11 protein-coding genes are annotated in these 16,733 nt (G+C 74.4%); 5 read left to right on the forward strand and 6 right to left on the reverse strand.

Annotated elements, in window-relative coordinates; all coding sequences use genetic code 11:
* Nucleotides 1-158: 158 nt before the first annotated feature.
* Genes Srubr_RS27495 through Srubr_RS27505 form a run of 3 tightly spaced genes read right to left on the reverse strand, consistent with a single transcriptional unit; the run spans nt 159 to nt 5,286 of the window.
* Complete coding sequence (locus tag Srubr_RS27495; protein WP_229926623.1) at nt 159-1,382, reverse strand: VWA domain-containing protein; 1,224 nt, start codon at nt 1,380-1,382, stop codon at nt 159-161.
* Nucleotides 1,379-4,159: a DUF5682 family protein gene (locus tag Srubr_RS27500; protein WP_229926624.1), complete on the reverse strand. Its 2,781-nt coding sequence runs from the start codon at nt 4,157-4,159 to the stop codon at nt 1,379-1,381. The genes Srubr_RS27495 and Srubr_RS27500 overlap by 4 nt, the downstream gene beginning before the upstream one ends.
* Entirely contained in the window at nt 4,156-5,286 is a 1,131-nt protein-coding gene (locus Srubr_RS27505) for an ATP-binding protein (protein ID WP_189993994.1), read from the reverse strand. Before Srubr_RS27505 ends, Srubr_RS27500 begins: the two co-directional genes overlap by 4 nt.
* A 132-nt stretch (nt 5,287-5,418) precedes the next feature.
* Between Srubr_RS27505 and Srubr_RS27510 the strand changes: the two genes are divergently transcribed.
* Nucleotides 5,419-6,774, forward strand: a complete 1,356-nt coding sequence (locus Srubr_RS27510; RefSeq protein ID WP_189993996.1) for an SWIM zinc finger family protein — start codon at nt 5,419-5,421, stop codon at nt 6,772-6,774.
* Nucleotides 6,775-6,823: 49 nt separating this feature from the next.
* Nucleotides 6,824-8,494 (forward strand): DUF5691 domain-containing protein, encoded by a 1,671-nt coding sequence (locus tag Srubr_RS27515; RefSeq protein ID WP_189993998.1) that lies wholly within the window; start codon nt 6,824-6,826, stop codon nt 8,492-8,494.
* Here the strand turns inward: Srubr_RS27515 and Srubr_RS27520 are convergent.
* A complete protein-coding gene (locus tag Srubr_RS27520) occupies nt 8,470-8,892 on the reverse strand; it encodes a cobalamin B12-binding domain-containing protein (RefSeq protein WP_189994000.1) in 423 nt (140 codons plus the stop codon). The genes Srubr_RS27515 and Srubr_RS27520 overlap by 25 nt on opposite strands.
* Before the next feature lie 220 nt (nt 8,893-9,112).
* On the opposite strand from Srubr_RS27520, the gene Srubr_RS27525 reads away from it, so the two are divergent.
* Entirely contained in the window at nt 9,113-9,967 is an 855-nt protein-coding gene (locus tag Srubr_RS27525; protein ID WP_189994002.1) for an esterase/lipase family protein, read from the forward strand.
* Nucleotides 9,968-10,233: 266 nt separating this feature from the next.
* Nucleotides 10,234-11,745 (forward strand): M23 family metallopeptidase, encoded by a 1,512-nt coding sequence (locus Srubr_RS27530; RefSeq protein ID WP_229926625.1) that lies wholly within the window; start codon nt 10,234-10,236, stop codon nt 11,743-11,745.
* A gap of 39 nt (nt 11,746-11,784) precedes the next feature.
* Here the strand turns inward: Srubr_RS27530 and pcrA are convergent, their stop codons facing one another.
* Complete coding sequence (gene pcrA, locus Srubr_RS27535) at nt 11,785-14,256, reverse strand: DNA helicase PcrA (protein WP_189994005.1); 2,472 nt, start codon at nt 14,254-14,256, stop codon at nt 11,785-11,787.
* 1,089 nt (nt 14,257-15,345) lie between these two features.
* Between pcrA and Srubr_RS41035 the strand changes: the two genes are divergently transcribed.
* Complete coding sequence (locus Srubr_RS41035; protein ID WP_229926626.1) at nt 15,346-16,314, forward strand: C40 family peptidase; 969 nt, start codon at nt 15,346-15,348, stop codon at nt 16,312-16,314.
* Nucleotides 16,315-16,363: 49 nt separating this feature from the next.
* On the opposite strand, the gene Srubr_RS27545 is transcribed toward Srubr_RS41035, so the two are convergent.
* Nucleotides 16,364-16,717 (reverse strand): hypothetical protein, encoded by a 354-nt coding sequence (locus Srubr_RS27545; protein ID WP_189994007.1) that lies wholly within the window; start codon nt 16,715-16,717, stop codon nt 16,364-16,366.
* Nucleotides 16,718-16,733: the final 16 nt, after the last annotated feature.

Here is a 16,733-nt window from a genome sequence, read left to right on the forward strand (position 1 = left end):
GGTCACACACGCGCGGTGATACCTGTCACATGATGCCGCGTTCACTGGCACGGGGTGCCGCCGTATGGGTGCGGTTGCGTGCCCACGGGTGGTCTGCGCGGTCCGCCCGCTCTCACCGGGCGGGGACGGGCCCGGTGAGGGCGGGCGGCCGTCCGGGGTCAGGCCGGGTCGGGTATGGGCAGCGGGCGCTTCTCCAGGGCCGCCGCCATCACCTCGGGGAACAGGTCGGGGGTGCAGGCGAAGGCCGGTGCGCCGAGCGCGGCGAGCGCCGCCGCGTGCTCCCGGTCGTACGCGGGCGCGCCCTCGTCCGACAGCGCGAGCAGCGCCACGAACCGCACCCCGGACGCCTTCATCGCGGCGACCCGCTTGAGCATCTCGTCGCGGATGCCGCCCTCGTACAGGTCGCTGATCAGCACGACCACGGTCTCGGCCGGCCGGGTGATCCGCTCCTGGCAGTAGGCGAGCGCCCGGTTGATGTCGGTGCCGCCGCCGAGCTGGGTGCCGAAGAGCACGTCGACGGGGTCGTCCAGCTGGTCGGTCAGGTCGACGACCGCCGTGTCGAAGACGACGAGCCGGGTGCTGATCGACCGCATGGAGGCGAGGACCGCGCCGAACACCGACGCGTAGACCACGGACGCCGCCATCGACCCGGACTGGTCGACGCAGAGCACGACCTCCTTCCTCACCGACCGCGCGGCCCGCCCGTAGCCGATCAGCCGCTCGGGTACGACCGTGCGGTACTCCGGCAGGTAGTGCTTGAGGTTGGCCGCGATGGTGCGGTTCCAGTCGATGTCGTGGTGGCGCGGGCGCTGGACGCGCGCGCTGCGGTCCAGGGCGCCGGTGAGGGTGGCCCGAGTGCGGGTGGCGAGCCGCTTCTCCAGTTCCTCGACCACCTTGCGCACCACCGCGCGGGCCGTCTCCCGCGTCGTCTCGGGCATCGCCTTGTGCAGCGAGAGCAGCGTGCCGACCAGGTGCACGTCGGGCTCCACCGCCTGGAGCATCTCCGGCTCCAGCAGCAGGGAGGCGAGGCCGAGCCGGTCGATGGCGTCGCGCTGCATGACCTGGACGACGGACGACGGGAAGTAGTCGCGGATGTCGCCGAGCCAGCGCGCCACGGACGGCGCCGACGCGCCGAGCCCGGCCGAACGCTCCCGCCCCGGCTGCGCCTTGTCCCCCTTGCCGTAGAGCGCGGCCAGCGCGCCGTCCATCGCCGCGTCCCGGCCGGACAGCGTGCATCCGGTGCCGTCGGCCTGGTCCCCGCCGAGCACCAGCCGCCAGCGCCGCAGCCGCTCCCGCGCCGGGTCGGCCGCCGGTACTGGTACTGGTGCCGATGCCGGTGCCCGCACCAGTGCCGCCGTCTGTCCGGCCGTCGTGTCCGTCATGTCCCCACCCCCGCGAGGCTGTCGTGGTCTGTCGTCTCCGTCGGGTCCGTCGTGACCGTCGGGTCCGCCGTGTCCGGGCCGTCGTCCGCCACCAGGCCGAGCAGCAGCCGCAGCACGGGCAGCACGGCGTCGGCGCGCGCGGTGTCCGGTTCGGCGGCGAAGCCGGGGACCGCCGCCTGGGCGGCACCGCCCGGACGGTCACCGGGGCCGCGCCGGACCAGTTCGCCGAGGGTTGTGCGCACTCCCGGCTCGTACGCCGCGAAGGTGCGCCGCAGCAAGGGCAGTACGTCGGTGAAGGCGTCCGCCGGCACCCCGGTCAGCCAGGTGTCGAGCAGGCCGAGCAGCCGCTCGTCGTGGACCAGCAGCAGTCCGCCCCCGCCGCCGGCGAAGCCCTCGATCCAGGCGGCGGCAGCGGCGGGCGGCGTGCCCGGCGACAACGCGAGCCCCATCAACCGGGCCGCCTCCTCGGGCGGCAACGCGCCGTCGTCCAGCAACAGCCGTACGGCCCGGCCCCGGATGACACCGGGCGCGGTGTCCCGCGACGACAACGCCCGCAACACCCCCCGCCAGCGCTCCCGCAACCCGCCACCGACCGCACGCCCCGGCCCGCCCCCGCCCCCGGGAACCGCGCCGCCCCTGCCGGGGGACCGGTCGTCTTCCTCCTGACCGGCGTCTTGATCGCCACCGTTTCCGTCCGCTGGCCCGTCCCCGGTGGCCGCGCCGCCGGACCGTCCGCCTCCGGTGGACGCGCCACCGGCCTCCCCGCTCGTCGCGGCCAGGCTCTCCGTCAGCAGGCCCACCGCCGTGTGTACGGCGTCCACATGGGCGCGCATCTCCTCCGCGGCGTCCGCGTCGAGGGCGGCGCAGGCCGGAGGCAGGCCGACGAAGACACGCTCGGCGAGCCCCGCGGCGACCTCGGCCAGCGCCCCGGTGTCGGTACCGCGCACATCGCCGTAGCGCAGCGAGCGGACCAGGGCGGGCAGGGCCTGGGCCAGGTGACCGACGTCCGTGTCCAGGGCGGCCCGGTCGGCGAGCACCCGCATCACCACGGGCAGCGCCTCCGGCAGCCCCGCCAGCAGACACTGCTCGGCGAGCGCGGTGACGTCGGCCAGGGTGCGCGCCGCCGCCGCGTCCGCCTCGGCCTTGGCCCGGGCCGCCGCCTGTACGGTCGTTCCCCACACGCCCGCCTCGGCGACCCGCACCGACAGCTCCGGTTCCCAGCGCAGCCGCCAGGTCTCCCGGAAGGTGCCGGTACCACCCCGGGACCGGGCCGGCTCGCCCCAGCCGACGCCGAGCAGCCGCAGCCGGTGCAGCAGCCTGCTGCGGCCGGCGTCGGTGTCGCCGCGCAGGTCCAGCTCCAGGTCGCGCTCCAGCGCCTCGGGCTTGAGCCGCAGCGAGCGCTGCTGCCGGGCCAGGTCCCGCTGCAACGGCACCGCGGGCGCCGACTCGGGCACCTCCCCCAGCACGTCCCCGACCACCAGCCGGTCGTGCACCAGCGCCAGCGGCACGTCCGAGCCTTCGCACAGCACCGCGCGCACGGCGTCCGTGGTCTCGCCGAGGCCGGGCAGCGGGCGGCCGCGCAGCGCGGCCAGCGTCTCCGCGAGCCTGACGGCCTCGATGACGTGCGCGGAGGACACGATCCGGTCCTCCTCGCGCAGCAGTCCGGCCACCTTGGTCAGCCACCGCTCCACCGGCCGGTCGGGAACCCGGAAGAGGTGCCCGTACCAGCCGGGCGAGTCGATGCCCGCGCCGTACCCGCCGGTCCGGGCGAGCCTGCGGTGCGTCCACGGCACCCAGGTCATGTCGGTCTTGACCTTGGGCAGGCCCCGGAGCAGGGCCCGGTCGGCGGCGACGGTGGTCCTCTCGCGCAGCGCGGGTACGTGCCAGGCCCCGCACACCACCGCCACGGCGTGCCCGAACTCCTTGCGCGCCGCCCGCAGCCGCACCCGCATGTGCGCCTCGCGGACGAGGTCCCGGTGCCCGCCGGCGCCGTACCGCTCGCGCAGTGCCGTCATGGCCTCCGCCACCGCCGTGAACGGCGCGAAGGGGTCGTCGGCGCCCGGCCCCCGGTGCTCGACGACGTCCTCCCACCAGCGCTCCGGATCGTCGTACCCGGCCGCCTCGGCGAGCACGGCGAGCGGATCGACACGGACTTCCCCGGCGTCGCCGGTACCGAACGGACGGCCGCCGGGACCGGACGCCTGCTCCTCAGGACCAGACGCGTGACCGTCGGGAACGGACGGATGGCCGTCGGCGCGGGACGGGTGGCCGTCGGGACGGGCTGCCTGGCCGTCGGCACGGGACGCGTGGTCGTCGGCACGGGACGCGTGGTCGTCGGCACCGGTTGGATGGTCCTCGGCATCGGTCGGATGGTCGCCGCCGCCCCCCACACCCCCATCGGCCCCGGATTCCCCCGCTTCCTCCGCCCACGCCAGCGTGTGCGTGGCCGGCAGGTCGATGAAGCGGGCCGGGACGTCGTGGTCCAGGGCCCAGCGGATGGCCACCCACTCGGGGCTGAACTCGGCGAACGGCCAGAACGCCGAGCGGCCGGGCTCGTCCACGGCGTGCGCGAGCAGGGCGACCGGGGGCCGCAGCCCGGGGTCGGCGGCGAGCGGGATCAGCGGGTCGGCCTCGGGCGGGCCCTCGATGAGGACGACGGCGGGCCGGGCGGCCTGGAGCGCGGCCCGCACCGCGCGCGCGGAACCGGGCCCGTGGTGCCGTACGCCCAGCAGCAGCGGCCCGGCGTCATAGGCCGTGCTCTCCCGGGCGCCGGTCACGCGCTCACCTCCCGGCAGGCGCGGTAGAAGTCGGTCCAGCCCTCGCGCTCGCGCACGACCGTCTCCAGGTACTCCTGCCAGACGACCCGGTCGGCCGCCGGGTCGCGGACGACGGCGCCGAGGATGCCGGCGGCGACATCGCCCGCGCGCAGCACGCCGTCGCCGAAGTGGGTGGCGAGGGCGAGGCCGTTGGTGACGACGGAGATGGCCTCCGCAGTGGACAGCGTGCCGCTGGGGGACTTGAGTTTCGTGCGGCCGTCGGCCGTGACGCCGTCGCGCAGCTCGCGGAAGACGGTGACGACCCGGCGGATCTCCTCGATGCCGTCGGGCGCGGCCGGCAGGTCCAGTGAGCGGCCGAGCTGTTCTACCCGGCGGGTGACGATGTCCACCTCGGCGTCGGCACTCTCGGGCAGCGGCAGCACGACGGTGTTGAAGCGGCGGCGCAGGGCGCTGGAGAGGTCGTTGACCCCGCGGTCGCGGTCGTTGGCGGTGGCGATGAGGTTGAAGCCGCGGACCGCCTGGACCTCCTCGCCGAGTTCGGGGATGGGCAGGGTCTTCTCGGACAGGATCGTGATCAGCGTGTCCTGAACGTCGGCCGGGATCCGGGTCAGTTCCTCCACCCGGGCCGTCATGCCCTCGGCCATGGCCCGCATGACGGGGCTGGGCACGAGGGCGTCACGGCTCGGGCCGTGGGCGAGGAGCCGCGCGTAGTTCCAGCCGTAGCGGATGGCCTCCTCCGGGGTGCCGGCGGTGCCCTGCACCAGCAGCGTCGAGTCCCCGCTGACGGCGGCGGCCAGGTGCTCGGACACCCAGGTCTTGGCGGTGCCGGGGACGCCGAGCAGGAGCAGGGCGCGGTCGGTGGCGAGCGTGGTGACGGCGACCTCGACGATGCGGCGCGGGCCGACGTACTTGGGTGTGATCACCGTGCCGTCCGGCAGGGTGCCGCCGAGCAGATAGGTCGCCACCGCCCACGGCGACAGCTTCCAGCGGGCCGGGCGCGGGCGGTCGTCCTGCGCGGCGAGCGCGGCGAGTTCGGCCGCGAAGGCCTGTTCGGCGTGCGGTCGCAGCGCCTGCTCGGTCTGGTCGCGGTGGGGTGTGGTGGTCGTCGGTTCCACGGACACAGTCATGGCTGAGGCCCCCTCCAGCTCGGCCGGTTCGGTTCTGGCATCCACCGTGCACCACGCCACTGACAATCGCTGTGACCTGCGCGAACGCGCTCGCCGGGGCGATTGTCAGTGGCGGGGCCTACCGTCGGTGGCATGACTGAGCAGGGGGTGCGCTGGACCGCGGAGCAGGTGCTGGCACTGGCGCCTGACGCCGCGTCACGCAGGGCGGGGAGCAAGCTCGGGGTGGCCGGGCCGTGGTCCGGGACCGGGAGCGGAGAGGGGACGGTGTGGGGGCTGTGCAAGGGCAGTGGCAGCAGGCCGTACCAGACGGTGGTGGACCTGGCCGGCGCGTCCGGTCCGGGATTCAAGTGCAGTTGCCCGAGCCGTAAGTTCCCGTGCAAGCACGCGCTCGGCCTGCTCCTGCTGTGGGCGGGCGACGAGGACGCGGTGCCGGCCGGCGAGCGGCCGCCGGACTGGGCCGGGCAGTGGCTCGCGGGCCGGCGGGGCCGGGAGGACGCCAAGAAGACCGGGACCGAGGGCGGTTCGGCCGGTGGTCCCGCCGATCCGGAGGCGGCCCGGCGGCGGGCCGAGCGCCGGGCCGAGCGGGTCACGGCGGGCGCGACCGAGCTGGAGCAGCGCCTGGCGGACCTGCTGCGCGGCGGCCTGGCCGCGGCCGAGCAGGCGGGGTACGGATGGTGGGACGAGACGGCGGCCCGCATGGTCGACGCCCAGGCGCCGGGCCTGGCCGCGCGCGTCCGGGAGCTGGGGGCCGTCCCGGCGTCCGGCGCCGGCTGGCCGGCGCGGCTGCTGGAGGAGTGCGCGCTGCTGCACCTGCTCGACCAGGGCTGGCTGCGCCGGACCCGGCTGCCGGACGCCCTCGCGGCCACGGTCCGTTCCCGGATCGGCCTGCCCGCGACGCCGGACGGCCCGCCGCTGCGCGACCGCTGGCTGGTCCTCGCGCAGTACGACGTGGTGGACCCGAAACTGACGACCCGCCGGATATGGCTGCACGGCGCCGCCTCCGGCCAAACCCGGCAGCTGCTGTCCTACGGCGCGGCGGGCCGGGGTCCGGAGCTGTCCCTGCCGGTCGGTCTGGCCCTGGAGGCGGAGCTGACGACATATCCGGGCGGGGGCCGGGCCCGGGCCGCCCTGGGCGAGCGGTTCGCCGCGCCGGCGCCGGCCGCGTTCCGCCCGCCGGGGACGACCACCGCCGAGGCGGCGGCCCGCTACGGCGAGGCGCTGCGCGACGACCCCTGGCTGGAGTCGGTCCCGGTGACCTTGGACCGGGTGATACCGGTCCCGGACGGCGACCGGTGGCAGCTGGCCGACGCGGACACGGACACGGCGCTGCCGCTGACCGGGCCGGCCCGCTCCCGGCCCGGCCTGTGGCGGCTGGTCGCGCTGTCCGGCGGCGCCCCCGTCACCGTGTTCGGGGAGTGCGGCCACCGCGGGTTCACCCCGCTCACGGCCTGGCCGGAGGGGGCGGGCGAGGCGGTGCCGCTGTGCTGACCGGCGGTACCGGGACACGAGGGCAGGCGGGCGAAGGGGAGGGAGCGCGATGAACAGGGCAACGAGCGGCGGGGACACGGCGATACCGGAGGGCACCTGGGAGGAACTGGTCACCACCGCGCTGCTCGGCACCGACCGGCGCGCCCCGGCGCACGTCCCGCCCGGCCGCACGGCACCGGCGGCGCTGCTCGACGCGGCAGCCGTGGCCACCGTGCGGCGACGGGCCGGGCTGCGCCCCGGACGGGCGGCACGCCGGCCCGAGCGCGCGCCCGCCGACCCGCGCCCGCCGCTGCCCGCCCCGGCGGCACGCCGGCTCACCACCCTGCTGGCGGACCGGTCCGGCGGCGCGGGCGGCGGACGGCGGGGCAGCGCCCCGGACCTGATCGAGCTGCTTCCGCAGTGGCTGGCGGCGGCCAACGCGCACGGGTACGCGGCGCCCCCGCAGTCGCTGCCCGCCCTGCTGGACGCGGCCCGTGGCCGCACCGACCTGCGCCCGGCGGCGCTGGCGTTCGCCGGCCCGCGCGCCCTGTGGCTGGCCCGGCTGAACCCGGACTGGCGGTTCGCCCTGCGCGCGGCCCCCGGCGGCGGGGCGGCGCTGCCGGACACCGAGGACGCGGAGGGGGTGCGCCGGCTGTGGCAGGAGGGGCTGTTCGCGGAGCGGGCGGCGCTGCTCGGCGCGCTGCGCGCCCGTACGCCCGCGCGGGGGCGGGAGCTGCTGGCGTCGACATGGGGGACGGAGCGGGCGGAGGACCGGCTGATGTTCCTGGACTCGCTGCGCACGGGCCTGTCGGACGCGGACGAGCCGTTCCTGGAGCAGGCGTTGGGCGACCGCAGCCGCAATGTCCGGGCCACCGCGGCGGATCTGCTGTCGGCGCTGCCGGGCTCGGCGCTCGCCGCGCGGATGGCCGTACGCGCCACGGCGTGCGTGGCCCTGGACCGTACCGGGGACGCGCCGGCGATCGTGGTGGAGGCACCGCTGGAGTGCGACGCGGACATGGAACGCGACGGCGTGGTGGCCACGCCTCCGGCGGGCCGGGGGGAACGGTCGTGGTGGCTGGGACAGTTGGTGGAGTCCGCTCCGCTCGGCACCTGGCCGCGGCGGCTGGGCGGGCGGACGCCCGAGGAGATCGTGGCGCTGCCGGTGACGGACGGCTGGCAGGGCGAACTGCACGCGGCCTGGTGCCGGGCGGCGGTCCGGCAGCGGGACGCCGCGTGGTCGCGGGCGCTGCTCGGCTCACCGTCGGCACCGGAGGCGGGCGGTCCGGGGGCGGTGTCCCTGGCGGAGCGGGCGAAGCTGCTGGCCGCGCTGGAACCGGGCGAACGGGCCGCGTGGGTGGCCGGGTTCATCGCCACGCACGGCCTGTCGGAGGCGTTCCAGCTGCTCGGGGTGTGCGCGGTGCCGTGGGCGCCACCGCTGGGCCGGGCGGTGGTGGACGCGCTCGACATCGCCCGGGAGGCGGGCAGTTACCCGTGGAGCTTCAGCGGGGTGATGGGGCTGGCGGAGCGCTGCCTGGACCCGGCCGAGGCCACGCGGCTGGAGACGCTGCTGGCGGTGCCCGACGAGCCGGAGGACGCCGCGCCGGGCGCCGGCGGGTACTGGGCGGAGGCGTTCCAGCGGCTGGTCACCACGCTGCGGCTGCGGGCGGAGATGACGCGGGAACTCGTGCCGCCCGCCGGGCCGCGGGAGGAGGGCGCTCAGCCGCCGGACGCGGCCGGCTGACGGACGTTCTCCCGGACCCACTCCACGATGGCCGAGGTCGTCGCGCCGGGGGTGAAGATCTCCGCGACGCCCTTCTCCTTCAGCGGCGCGATGTCCTCCTCCGGGATGATGCCGCCGCCGAAGACGAGGATGTCCGCGGCGTCGCGCTCCTTGAGCAGGTCGATGACCGCGGCGAACAGCGTGTTGTGGGCGCCGGAGAGGATGGACAGGCCGATCGCGTCGGCGTCCTCCTGGATGGCGGTGTCGACGATCTGCTCCGGCGTCTGGTGGAGTCCGGTGTAGATGACCTCCATACCGGCGTCACGCAGTGCACGCGCGATGACCTTGGCCCCGCGATCATGACCGTCGAGCCCCGGCTTGGCGACCACCACGCGGATCGGACCGGCTGCCACACCCATCACTGCCTCCATCAAGCGACCACGGAAGCGATCGCTTCCGTCCGTACCGACAAGTACCGCACTTTCGGCGCGTCCCGCCATCGTCGAAGTGAACGAACGTTATCCCCAGCATCCCGCACCGGGCGGTTTTACGGTGCGCGGCGAGGGGGAAATCACATGGTGGGACATGAGGCACACGGGGGTCGAGGACGACCCTCGCGTGCCGACAGGAGGTCGGCCAATGAAGGTCACCGGGGTACTGCCGCTCTTTTTCCCGTCCTGCCGCCGCCTGTGGCCGGGCAGACTGGCCGGACTCTCCCTGACGCTGCTCCGGGCGACGGCCCTGGAGGCCGCGATCCTGGCGGGCCACCTCCTGCTCTATCCGACCGGCCTGATCCGGGAACGCCATCCCGCCGCCCTGCCCGCCCCCGACGACGGCACCGCCCGGCTGCCGCTCCGGCCGGCCCCGCCGGTCGTGCTGCTGCACGGCTTCATCGACAACCGCTCGGTGTTCGTCCTGCTGCGCCGCGCCCTCGCACAGCACGGCCGGCAACGCGTGGAGTCGCTGAACTACTCTCCGCTCACCTGTGACATACGCACCGCCGCGGAGCTGCTCGGCCGGCACATCGAGGAGATCTGCGCGCGCACCGGCAGCGCGCGCGTCGACATCGTGGGGCACAGCCTCGGCGGCCTGATCGCGCGCTATTACGTCCAGTGCCTGGGCGGTGACCTGCGGGTGCGCACGCTGGTCACGCTGGGCACCCCGCACTCCGGGACCCGGGTGGCGCCGCTGGCGGACGCGCATCCGATCGTGCGGCAGATGCGGCCGGGCTCGGCGGTGATCGAGGAGCTGACCCGGCCCGCACCCGGCTGCCGGACCCGGTTCGTGAGCTTCTGGAGCGACCTGGACTCCCTCATGGACCCGCTGGAGTCGGCCTGCTTGGACCATCCCGACCTGGACGCGCACAACGTCCGGGTGAGCGGCATCGGCCATCTCGCCCTGCCCGTGCACCCGGCCGTGGCCGCCGTCATACGCGAGGCCCTCGACGCCCCGCACCCCGGGGACCGGATCACCGGCGGCCTGACGGTGGCCTGACGATCACCTGACGCCGACCTGCGGCAGGCCGCGCCAAGGAGCGCACAGGCGCCTCACGGGACGTACACAGCCGGCACAAATCGCCGCTCGACATCGAACATTCTTCGAACGCAAGGCCAAAGTCGCGTTGGGAGCCCCCGAAACACGGCCGAATGCCCGTTTACGGCCCACGCGAAACCGTCCGAAGATTGTCGCGCCCAGGTACCGCCGGGTACAGTCGCCGCACTGCTCTGGCAGCCCCTGTTGTCGAGGCGAAAGAGAAGTTGGTGAACGACCGTCACCCGTCGGGGACGATGACCACCCCGGCCCCGGCTTCCGACGCCTCCACCGGGCACTACGCGCCGTACGGAGCACAGGAAGCCTCCTACGACGACCTCACCACGTACGGCGGCTACGACGCCACCGGTTTTACCGACGGTTCCGGCAGCACGGCCTTCCACGCGGACCCGCTCTTCGGCAGCCTCCCGGGCAGCGAGCCGACCACCGGCGCGTACGGCACCGGCCAGTGGCAGACCGGCACCGGCCAGTTCCCGGCCTACGACGCGTACGCGGCCGGACATGCCGGCGCCTACGACTCCGGTGTCTACGACAGCACCGCCTGGACCGTCCCCGCGCAGGCCACCGGAAACGATGTCAGCGGCCAGTGGGACACGAGCACCTGGCAGCAGACCGGCCCCTCGGGCTCCGCCGACACCACCCAGCAGTGGACGTGGGGCACCCAGTCCTGCGACACGGGCGCGTACGACGCCACGCAGTGGAACTCCGCCGGACAGACGGCGCCGGCCGAACCCGAGCAGGACGGGGAACCGTTCGACCAGCAGGCCACCGCGACGTTCGAGGCGGTCGGCGCCCCTCCGGGCGGACCGGCCACGCCCACGGCCTTCGCGCGGGAGCCGTACGGCGACACCGGGCTCACCGAGCCGCCGTCCGCCTCCGGCGAAGCGGACGCCACCGGCGAACTGCCCGCCATGGGCGGCCTGCTGGACGGCCAGGAGGAGATCACCCCGGTGCCGGCGGCCCGCACGGGCTCACGCGGTGCGGCCCGCTCCCGGCGCCGCACGCCCGCCAAGCGCTCGGCGCTGCTGACCGTCGCCGTGCCCTCGGCCTGCGTGATGGGGGTCGCGGGGATCGCCGCCGCCTCGGTCGGAGCGCTCGGCGACGACTCCAAGGACACCTCCACCACCGCCGCGGACGCGCAGCCGGTCAAACCCGCGGTCGCCAACAGCAAGCTGGACTCCCAGCTCCAGACCCTCTCCGCCGGTGCCGACGACTTCGCCGACCGGGCGAGCCGCACCCAGGAGCGGATCGACCTCAAGGCGCAGCAGGAACTGGAGAAGAAGAAGGCGGCGGCAGCGGCCGCGCTCAAGGAGCGGCTGCGCCCCAAGTTCGCGCTGCCGGTCGCGCAGCACGGACTGAGCGCCTACTACGGCCAGGCCGGCATCAACTGGATGTCGGTGCACACCGGCATCGACTTCCCGGTCGCCTACGGCACCCCGGTACTGGCCGCCACCGACGGCACCGTCACCACCAAGCTGAACAGCGCCTACGGCAACATGATGATCGTGACGGCGAAGGACGGCACGGAGACCTGGTACTGCCACCTGTCCGGCTACCGCGTCGCCCCCGGCACGACCGTCAAGGCCGGCGAGCCCATCGCCTACTCCGGCAACTCCGGCAACTCCACCGGCCCGCACCTGCACTTCGAGGTACGGCCGGCGGGCGGATCGGCCATCGACCCGCTGTCGTGGCTGCGCAGCCACGGCCTGGACCCCACCTAGCCGACAGGGCCCCGCTTCCGGCGGGGCCCTTTTCGCGGGCTACAGCTTCTCCACCGGCGCGTACCGCAGCAGCAGCCGCTTCGGCTTGGCGTCGCCGAAGTCGATCGTCGCCTCCGCGTTGGCGCCCGTGCCCTTCACCGCGACGACCGTGCCGAGCCCGAACTGGTCGTGCGTGACCCGGTCCCCGACGGCCAGCGCGACCACCGGCTTCTCCGCCGTGCGCCGGGTGGCGAAGCCGGACGCCCCCGAAGCCGAGGAACGCGAACGGGACGAGGACAGCGAGGCCGCGACCCCGGACGCCGGCGCCGTGGCCCCGGTCCGCTTCCACTCCACATGGGCGGGCGGGATCTCCTCCAGGAAGCGGGAGGGCGGGTTGTACGACGGCTGGCCCCAGGCGCTGCGCAGCGCCGCGCGCGTGAGATACAGCCGCTCCCGCGCGCGCGTGATGCCGACGTACGCCAGGCGCCGCTCCTCCTCCAGCTCCTTGGTCTGGCCGAGGGCCCGCATGTGCGGGAAGACCCCGTCCTCCATGCCGGTCAGGAACACCACCGGGAACTCCAGGCCCTTGGCGGTGTGCAGGGTCATCAGCGTGATGACGCCGCCGCCGTCCTCCTCGTCGGGGATCTGGTCGGAGTCGGCGACCAGGGCGACCTGCTCCAGGAAGTCGGCCAGCGTCCCCTGCTCGCCCTCCCCGCGCTCCTGCTCGAACTCCAGGGCCACGGCCGCGAGTTCCTGGAGGTTCTCGATCCGGGTCTCGTCCTGCGGGTCGGTGGAGGACTGGAGTTCGGCCAGATATCCGGTACGTTCCAGGACCGCCTCCAGGACGGTGGCCGGGCCGGCGCCGGACTCGACGATCGTGCGCAGCTCCTCCATCAGCGCGTTGAACCGCTTGACCGCGTTGGTGGAACGCGCGGCCATGCCGTACGCCTCGTCCACCCGCTTCAGGGCCTGCGGGAAGCTGATCTTCTCGCGCTGGGAAAGGGCGTCGATCATCGCCTCCGCGCGCTCGCCGATGCCCCGCTTGGGCACGTTGAGGATGCGGCGCAGCGGCACCGAGTCCTCGGGGTTGGCGAGGACGCGCAGGTAGGCGAGGACGTCCCGGACCTCCTTGCGCTCGTAGAAGCGGACCCCGCCGACGACCTTGTAGGGCAGGCCGACGCGGATGAAGACCTCTTCGAAGACACGGGACTGGGCGTTGGTGCGGTAGAAGACGGCGACGTCCGAGGCACGCGCCTCGCCCGCGTCGACCAGGCGGTCTATCTCGTCGGCGACGAACTGGGCCTCGTCGTGCTCGGTGTCGGCGACGTACCCGACGATCCGGGAGCCCTGGCCGGCGTTGGTCCACAGGTTCTTCGGACGGCGGGACTCGTTGCGCTCGATGACCGCGTTGGCGGCGGACAGGATGGTCTGCGTGGAGCGGTAGTTCTGCTCCAGCAGGATCGTCGTCGCGTCCGGGTAGTCCTCCTCGAACTGGAGGATGTTGCGGATCGTCGCGCCCCGGAAGGCGTAGATCGACTGGTCCGCGTCACCCACGACGCACAGCTCGGCCGGCGGGACGTCGTACTCGCCCGGCGGGGCGTCCCCCTCGCCGGCGGTGTGCTCCCCCGTGCCCACGAGTTCCCGGACGAGGGCGTACTGGGCGTGGTTGGTGTCCTGGTACTCGTCGACCAGGACGTGCCGGAAGCGGCGGCGGTAGTGCTCGGCGACGTCCGGGAAGGCGCGCAGCAGGTTGACCGTCGTCATGATCAGGTCGTCGAAGTCCAGCGCGTTGGCCTCGCGCAGCCGCGACTGGTAGAGCGCGTACGCCTGCGCGAGGGTCTTCTCGAAGCCGTCGGCGGCCTGGGCGGCGAAGTCCTCCTCGTCGATCAGCTCGTTCTTCAGGTTGCTGATCTTGGCGCTGAAGGACTTGGGCGGGAAGCGCTTGGGGTCGAGGTCCAGGTCGCGGCAGACCAGGGCCATCAGGCGCTTGCTGTCGGCTGCGTCGTAGATCGAGAACGACGAGGTGAAGCCGAGCTTCTTGCTCTCCCGGCGCAGGATGCGCACGCACGCGCTGTGGAAAGTCATCACCCACATGGCGTTCGCGCGCGGGCCGACGAGCTGCTCGACGCGCTCCTTCATCTCGCCCGCGGCCTTGTTGGTGAAGGTGATCGCGAGGATCTGGCCCGGGTGGACGTTCCGCTCGGCCAGCAGGTGGGCGATGCGGTGGGTGAGCACGCGGGTCTTGCCGGAGCCGGCGCCGGCGACGATGAGCAGCGGGGAGCCGGCGTGCACGACAGCGGCGCGCTGGTTCTCGTTCAGCCCCTCCAGGAGGGCCGCCGGGTCCAGCGCGGGACGCGGGGCGCCGTCGCGGTAGTGGGTGTCCCGGTCCGGCGGCACGTCGAACTTCCCGCCGAACAGATCGTCCGGAATCGACTCCGGAGCGTGATCGTCCTCGGGCGGCGGGGGTTCCTCCTCGTGCCCGCGAGGGGCCTGGAGGTCCGCCAGGAAGCTGTCGTCAAAGAGGCTGCTCATCGCTCTCCGAGTCTAGGGCGCCCCACCGACAACCGGTCGCCGTCCCCGGAACATGGCCCGTTTCCGGGCCGGTTGATCTTCCCCGCGCACCGCGTCACCCAGCGGAAACACTTGGCCACCAACGCGCGGCCCGCCACCCGGGTCACGGAAACGTATCGGACAGAGCGTGCGCCAACCTTCACAGAAGACTCACGAGTTGGCTAGGTTGCCGTCAGGCCGCACGACCGCCCTCCGGCGAACGTCGCCGGGCCGTACGGCCTCCGCCGAGTCCGGCACGCCCCGCGCGGTGCCCGGAGCCGGGGACCCACCGGTCCTGGGCCGAATCGGCCCGCTCCCGCCCGGGACGAAGCCGTGGGGCACCCCGTGCCGGCACCCGCCCGAGCCCACCGGCAGGCGGCAGCACGGAAGGAGTCGCCTCCCTTGGCGTCGCACCGCAAGCCGCGCCCCGGCGGCAGCCGGCCGGCAGTCGTCCACACCCCCACCCCGGCCGCCGCCCCGACCTCCACGGCCGCGGTGTCCTCCCAGCCCGCCGAATCCGCCCTCACGGCCGGCCAGGACATCCCGACTCCGGAGGAGGTCGCCCGCAAGATCGACGCTTTCTACCGCCAGGCGCAGTCGGCACTGGCGGCATCGGGCGAGGGCAGCGGCGCCGGGGAGTGGTGGGGGCGGAGGGCGCGAGGGGCGCGAGGGGTGCCTACGGCGCCGGATGGGCGCGTGCGGGGGGTACCCGCGGCGCGAGACGGGCGTGGGCAGCAGGAGGTGCCCGCGGCCCGAGATGGGCGTGGGGAGCGATCCGGGGGCGGGGGACGGTACGGGGGGACTGAGGGTGAGCGGGCCCGGCGCGCCGACGCTGCCGGGGGCGGGCCACGAGCCGGAGGCGCCGGGCTGGGCGGGGGTGCCGGATGGAGGGGGCGTCCGGAACCGGCCGGGTGGTCCGAGCCGGCCGAGCGGGCCGGGATCCCGCGTGCCGCGGAGAGCAGTCTTCAGCGGCTCCGTGACGAGGTCGCGCGGCGGGCCCGGCAGCGCACTCTGCCCGGCGCGCGAGGCATGGTCCCGGCTCAGCGCGGCACCGGGCAGTCCGGGCCGGGCATGAGCCAGGCCGGGCCCGGCACCACGCAGACCGAGCCGGGCATCAGCCAGGCCGGGCCCGGCACAGGGCAGGCAGGGCGGCGCGTGGAGCAGAGCGAGCGCCGTGTCCACCACACCGGGCACAACAGGAACCCAGCCGAGCCGTGCGTCGATGAGTCCCAGGGCGGTACCGGCCTCACCGGGCCCGGGACCAGCGGCCCCGCCGCACACGGCATCGGCCACACCACGGGTGACACCGGCCACACCACACGCGGGGCCGACCACGCCACGCGCGGGACCGGCAAGGTCAGCCGCAGTACCGGCGTAGTCGGGCACGCCACCATCCCCGCCGGAAGCCCGGCGGCCCTCGCTCCACCTCACCGCACCACGGCGCCCCCTCAAGCCATGCAGGCCCCGCCGCCCGTCCAGGAAGCGGTCGGCGTGGCAGCACCGACGGGCAGCCGGCCGAAGCCCGTCGGCCGGCGGCCAGCCACCCCCGCCCGTCGGCCGGACACCACCGTCGGCGGGCCGAAGGCCGCCAAGGGCGTCAGCAGGGAAAAGCTCACCCACGCGCGCGTGCTGCTGTCCCAACGGATCGCCCGGGCCCCCGGCACACCCCGGGAGACGTACGCGACCAAGGCCGGCAAGGCCGTCGCCTTCGCCCGTGCCCAGCTCGGGAAACCATGTGTGTGGGGCGCCGCCGGCCCCGGCTCCTACGACGGCGCCGGGCTCACCCAGGCCGCCTGGAAGTCCGCCGGTGTCACCCTCCCGCGCACGGCACCCCAGCAGGCCGGCGTCGGCATCCCGGTACCGCCGGCCGAGGCGCGACCAGGTGACCTGGTCTTCTTCCGCGACGACGCCGGCCACGTAGGACTCTGCACGGGCAACGGCATGATGATCCACGCGCCGAGGCCGGGTGCGTACGTCCGCGAGGAACCGGTCTCCGCCCTCGGCGAGGCGGCCGTCCACAGCGTGGTGCGGCCGGGCTGACGCCGACGCGGGTTCGGCATCGGACGCCGTGACCAGGGCGTGCCGGAGATCAGGTCCAGAGGACGGCGATGAAGATGTTGGCCATGGTCAGCAGGCCGACCAGTCCGAAGACACCCTTGTCGATCCGCTCTTCGTCGCGCTTCACGTAGACCAGGCCCAGGATCACGATCAGCAGGGCCAGCTTCACCCCGAGCTTGATGTTGTCGAGGTGGTGGTCGTCTGCCTGGTTGAGGCCGATCAGAACCACACCGGTGACCAGCATGGTGAGCGCGCCGTGCAGCATCCCGGGCACGAACCGGGCCGTGCCCTGGCCCATCGCCTTCACCTGGGTGAGGAAACCGCCGAGCAGCGCGGCGATTCCGATGATGTGCAGGCCGACGAAGAGATGGATGAGTACGTCCATGGAGCCGGAGCCTAAC

Source organism: Streptomyces rubradiris, from assembly GCF_016860525.1.
Classification (GTDB): domain Bacteria; phylum Actinomycetota; class Actinomycetes; order Streptomycetales; family Streptomycetaceae; genus Streptomyces; species Streptomyces rubradiris.

Coding starts and splice junctions, on each gene's coding strand:
- Srubr_RS27515 (WP_189993998.1), top strand. CDS start 6,824: ATGAACAGGGCAACGAGCGGCGGGGACACGGCGATACCGGAGGGCACC.
- Srubr_RS27545 (WP_189994007.1), bottom strand. CDS start 16,717: ATGGACGTACTCATCCATCTCTTCGTCGGCCTGCACATCATCGGAATC.
- Srubr_RS41035 (WP_229926626.1), top strand. CDS start 15,346: ATGAGCCAGGCCGGGCCCGGCACCACGCAGACCGAGCCGGGCATCAGC.
- Srubr_RS27520 (WP_189994000.1), bottom strand. CDS start 8,892: ATGGGTGTGGCAGCCGGTCCGATCCGCGTGGTGGTCGCCAAGCCGGGG.
- Srubr_RS27525 (WP_189994002.1), top strand. CDS start 9,113: ATGAAGGTCACCGGGGTACTGCCGCTCTTTTTCCCGTCCTGCCGCCGC.
- Srubr_RS27510 (WP_189993996.1), top strand. CDS start 5,419: ATGACTGAGCAGGGGGTGCGCTGGACCGCGGAGCAGGTGCTGGCACTG.
- pcrA (WP_189994005.1), bottom strand. CDS start 14,256: ATGAGCAGCCTCTTTGACGACAGCTTCCTGGCGGACCTCCAGGCCCCT.
- Srubr_RS27495 (WP_229926623.1), bottom strand. CDS start 1,382: ATGACGGACACGACGGCCGGACAGACGGCGGCACTGGTGCGGGCACCG.
- Srubr_RS27505 (WP_189993994.1), bottom strand. CDS start 5,286: ATGACTGTGTCCGTGGAACCGACGACCACCACACCCCACCGCGACCAG.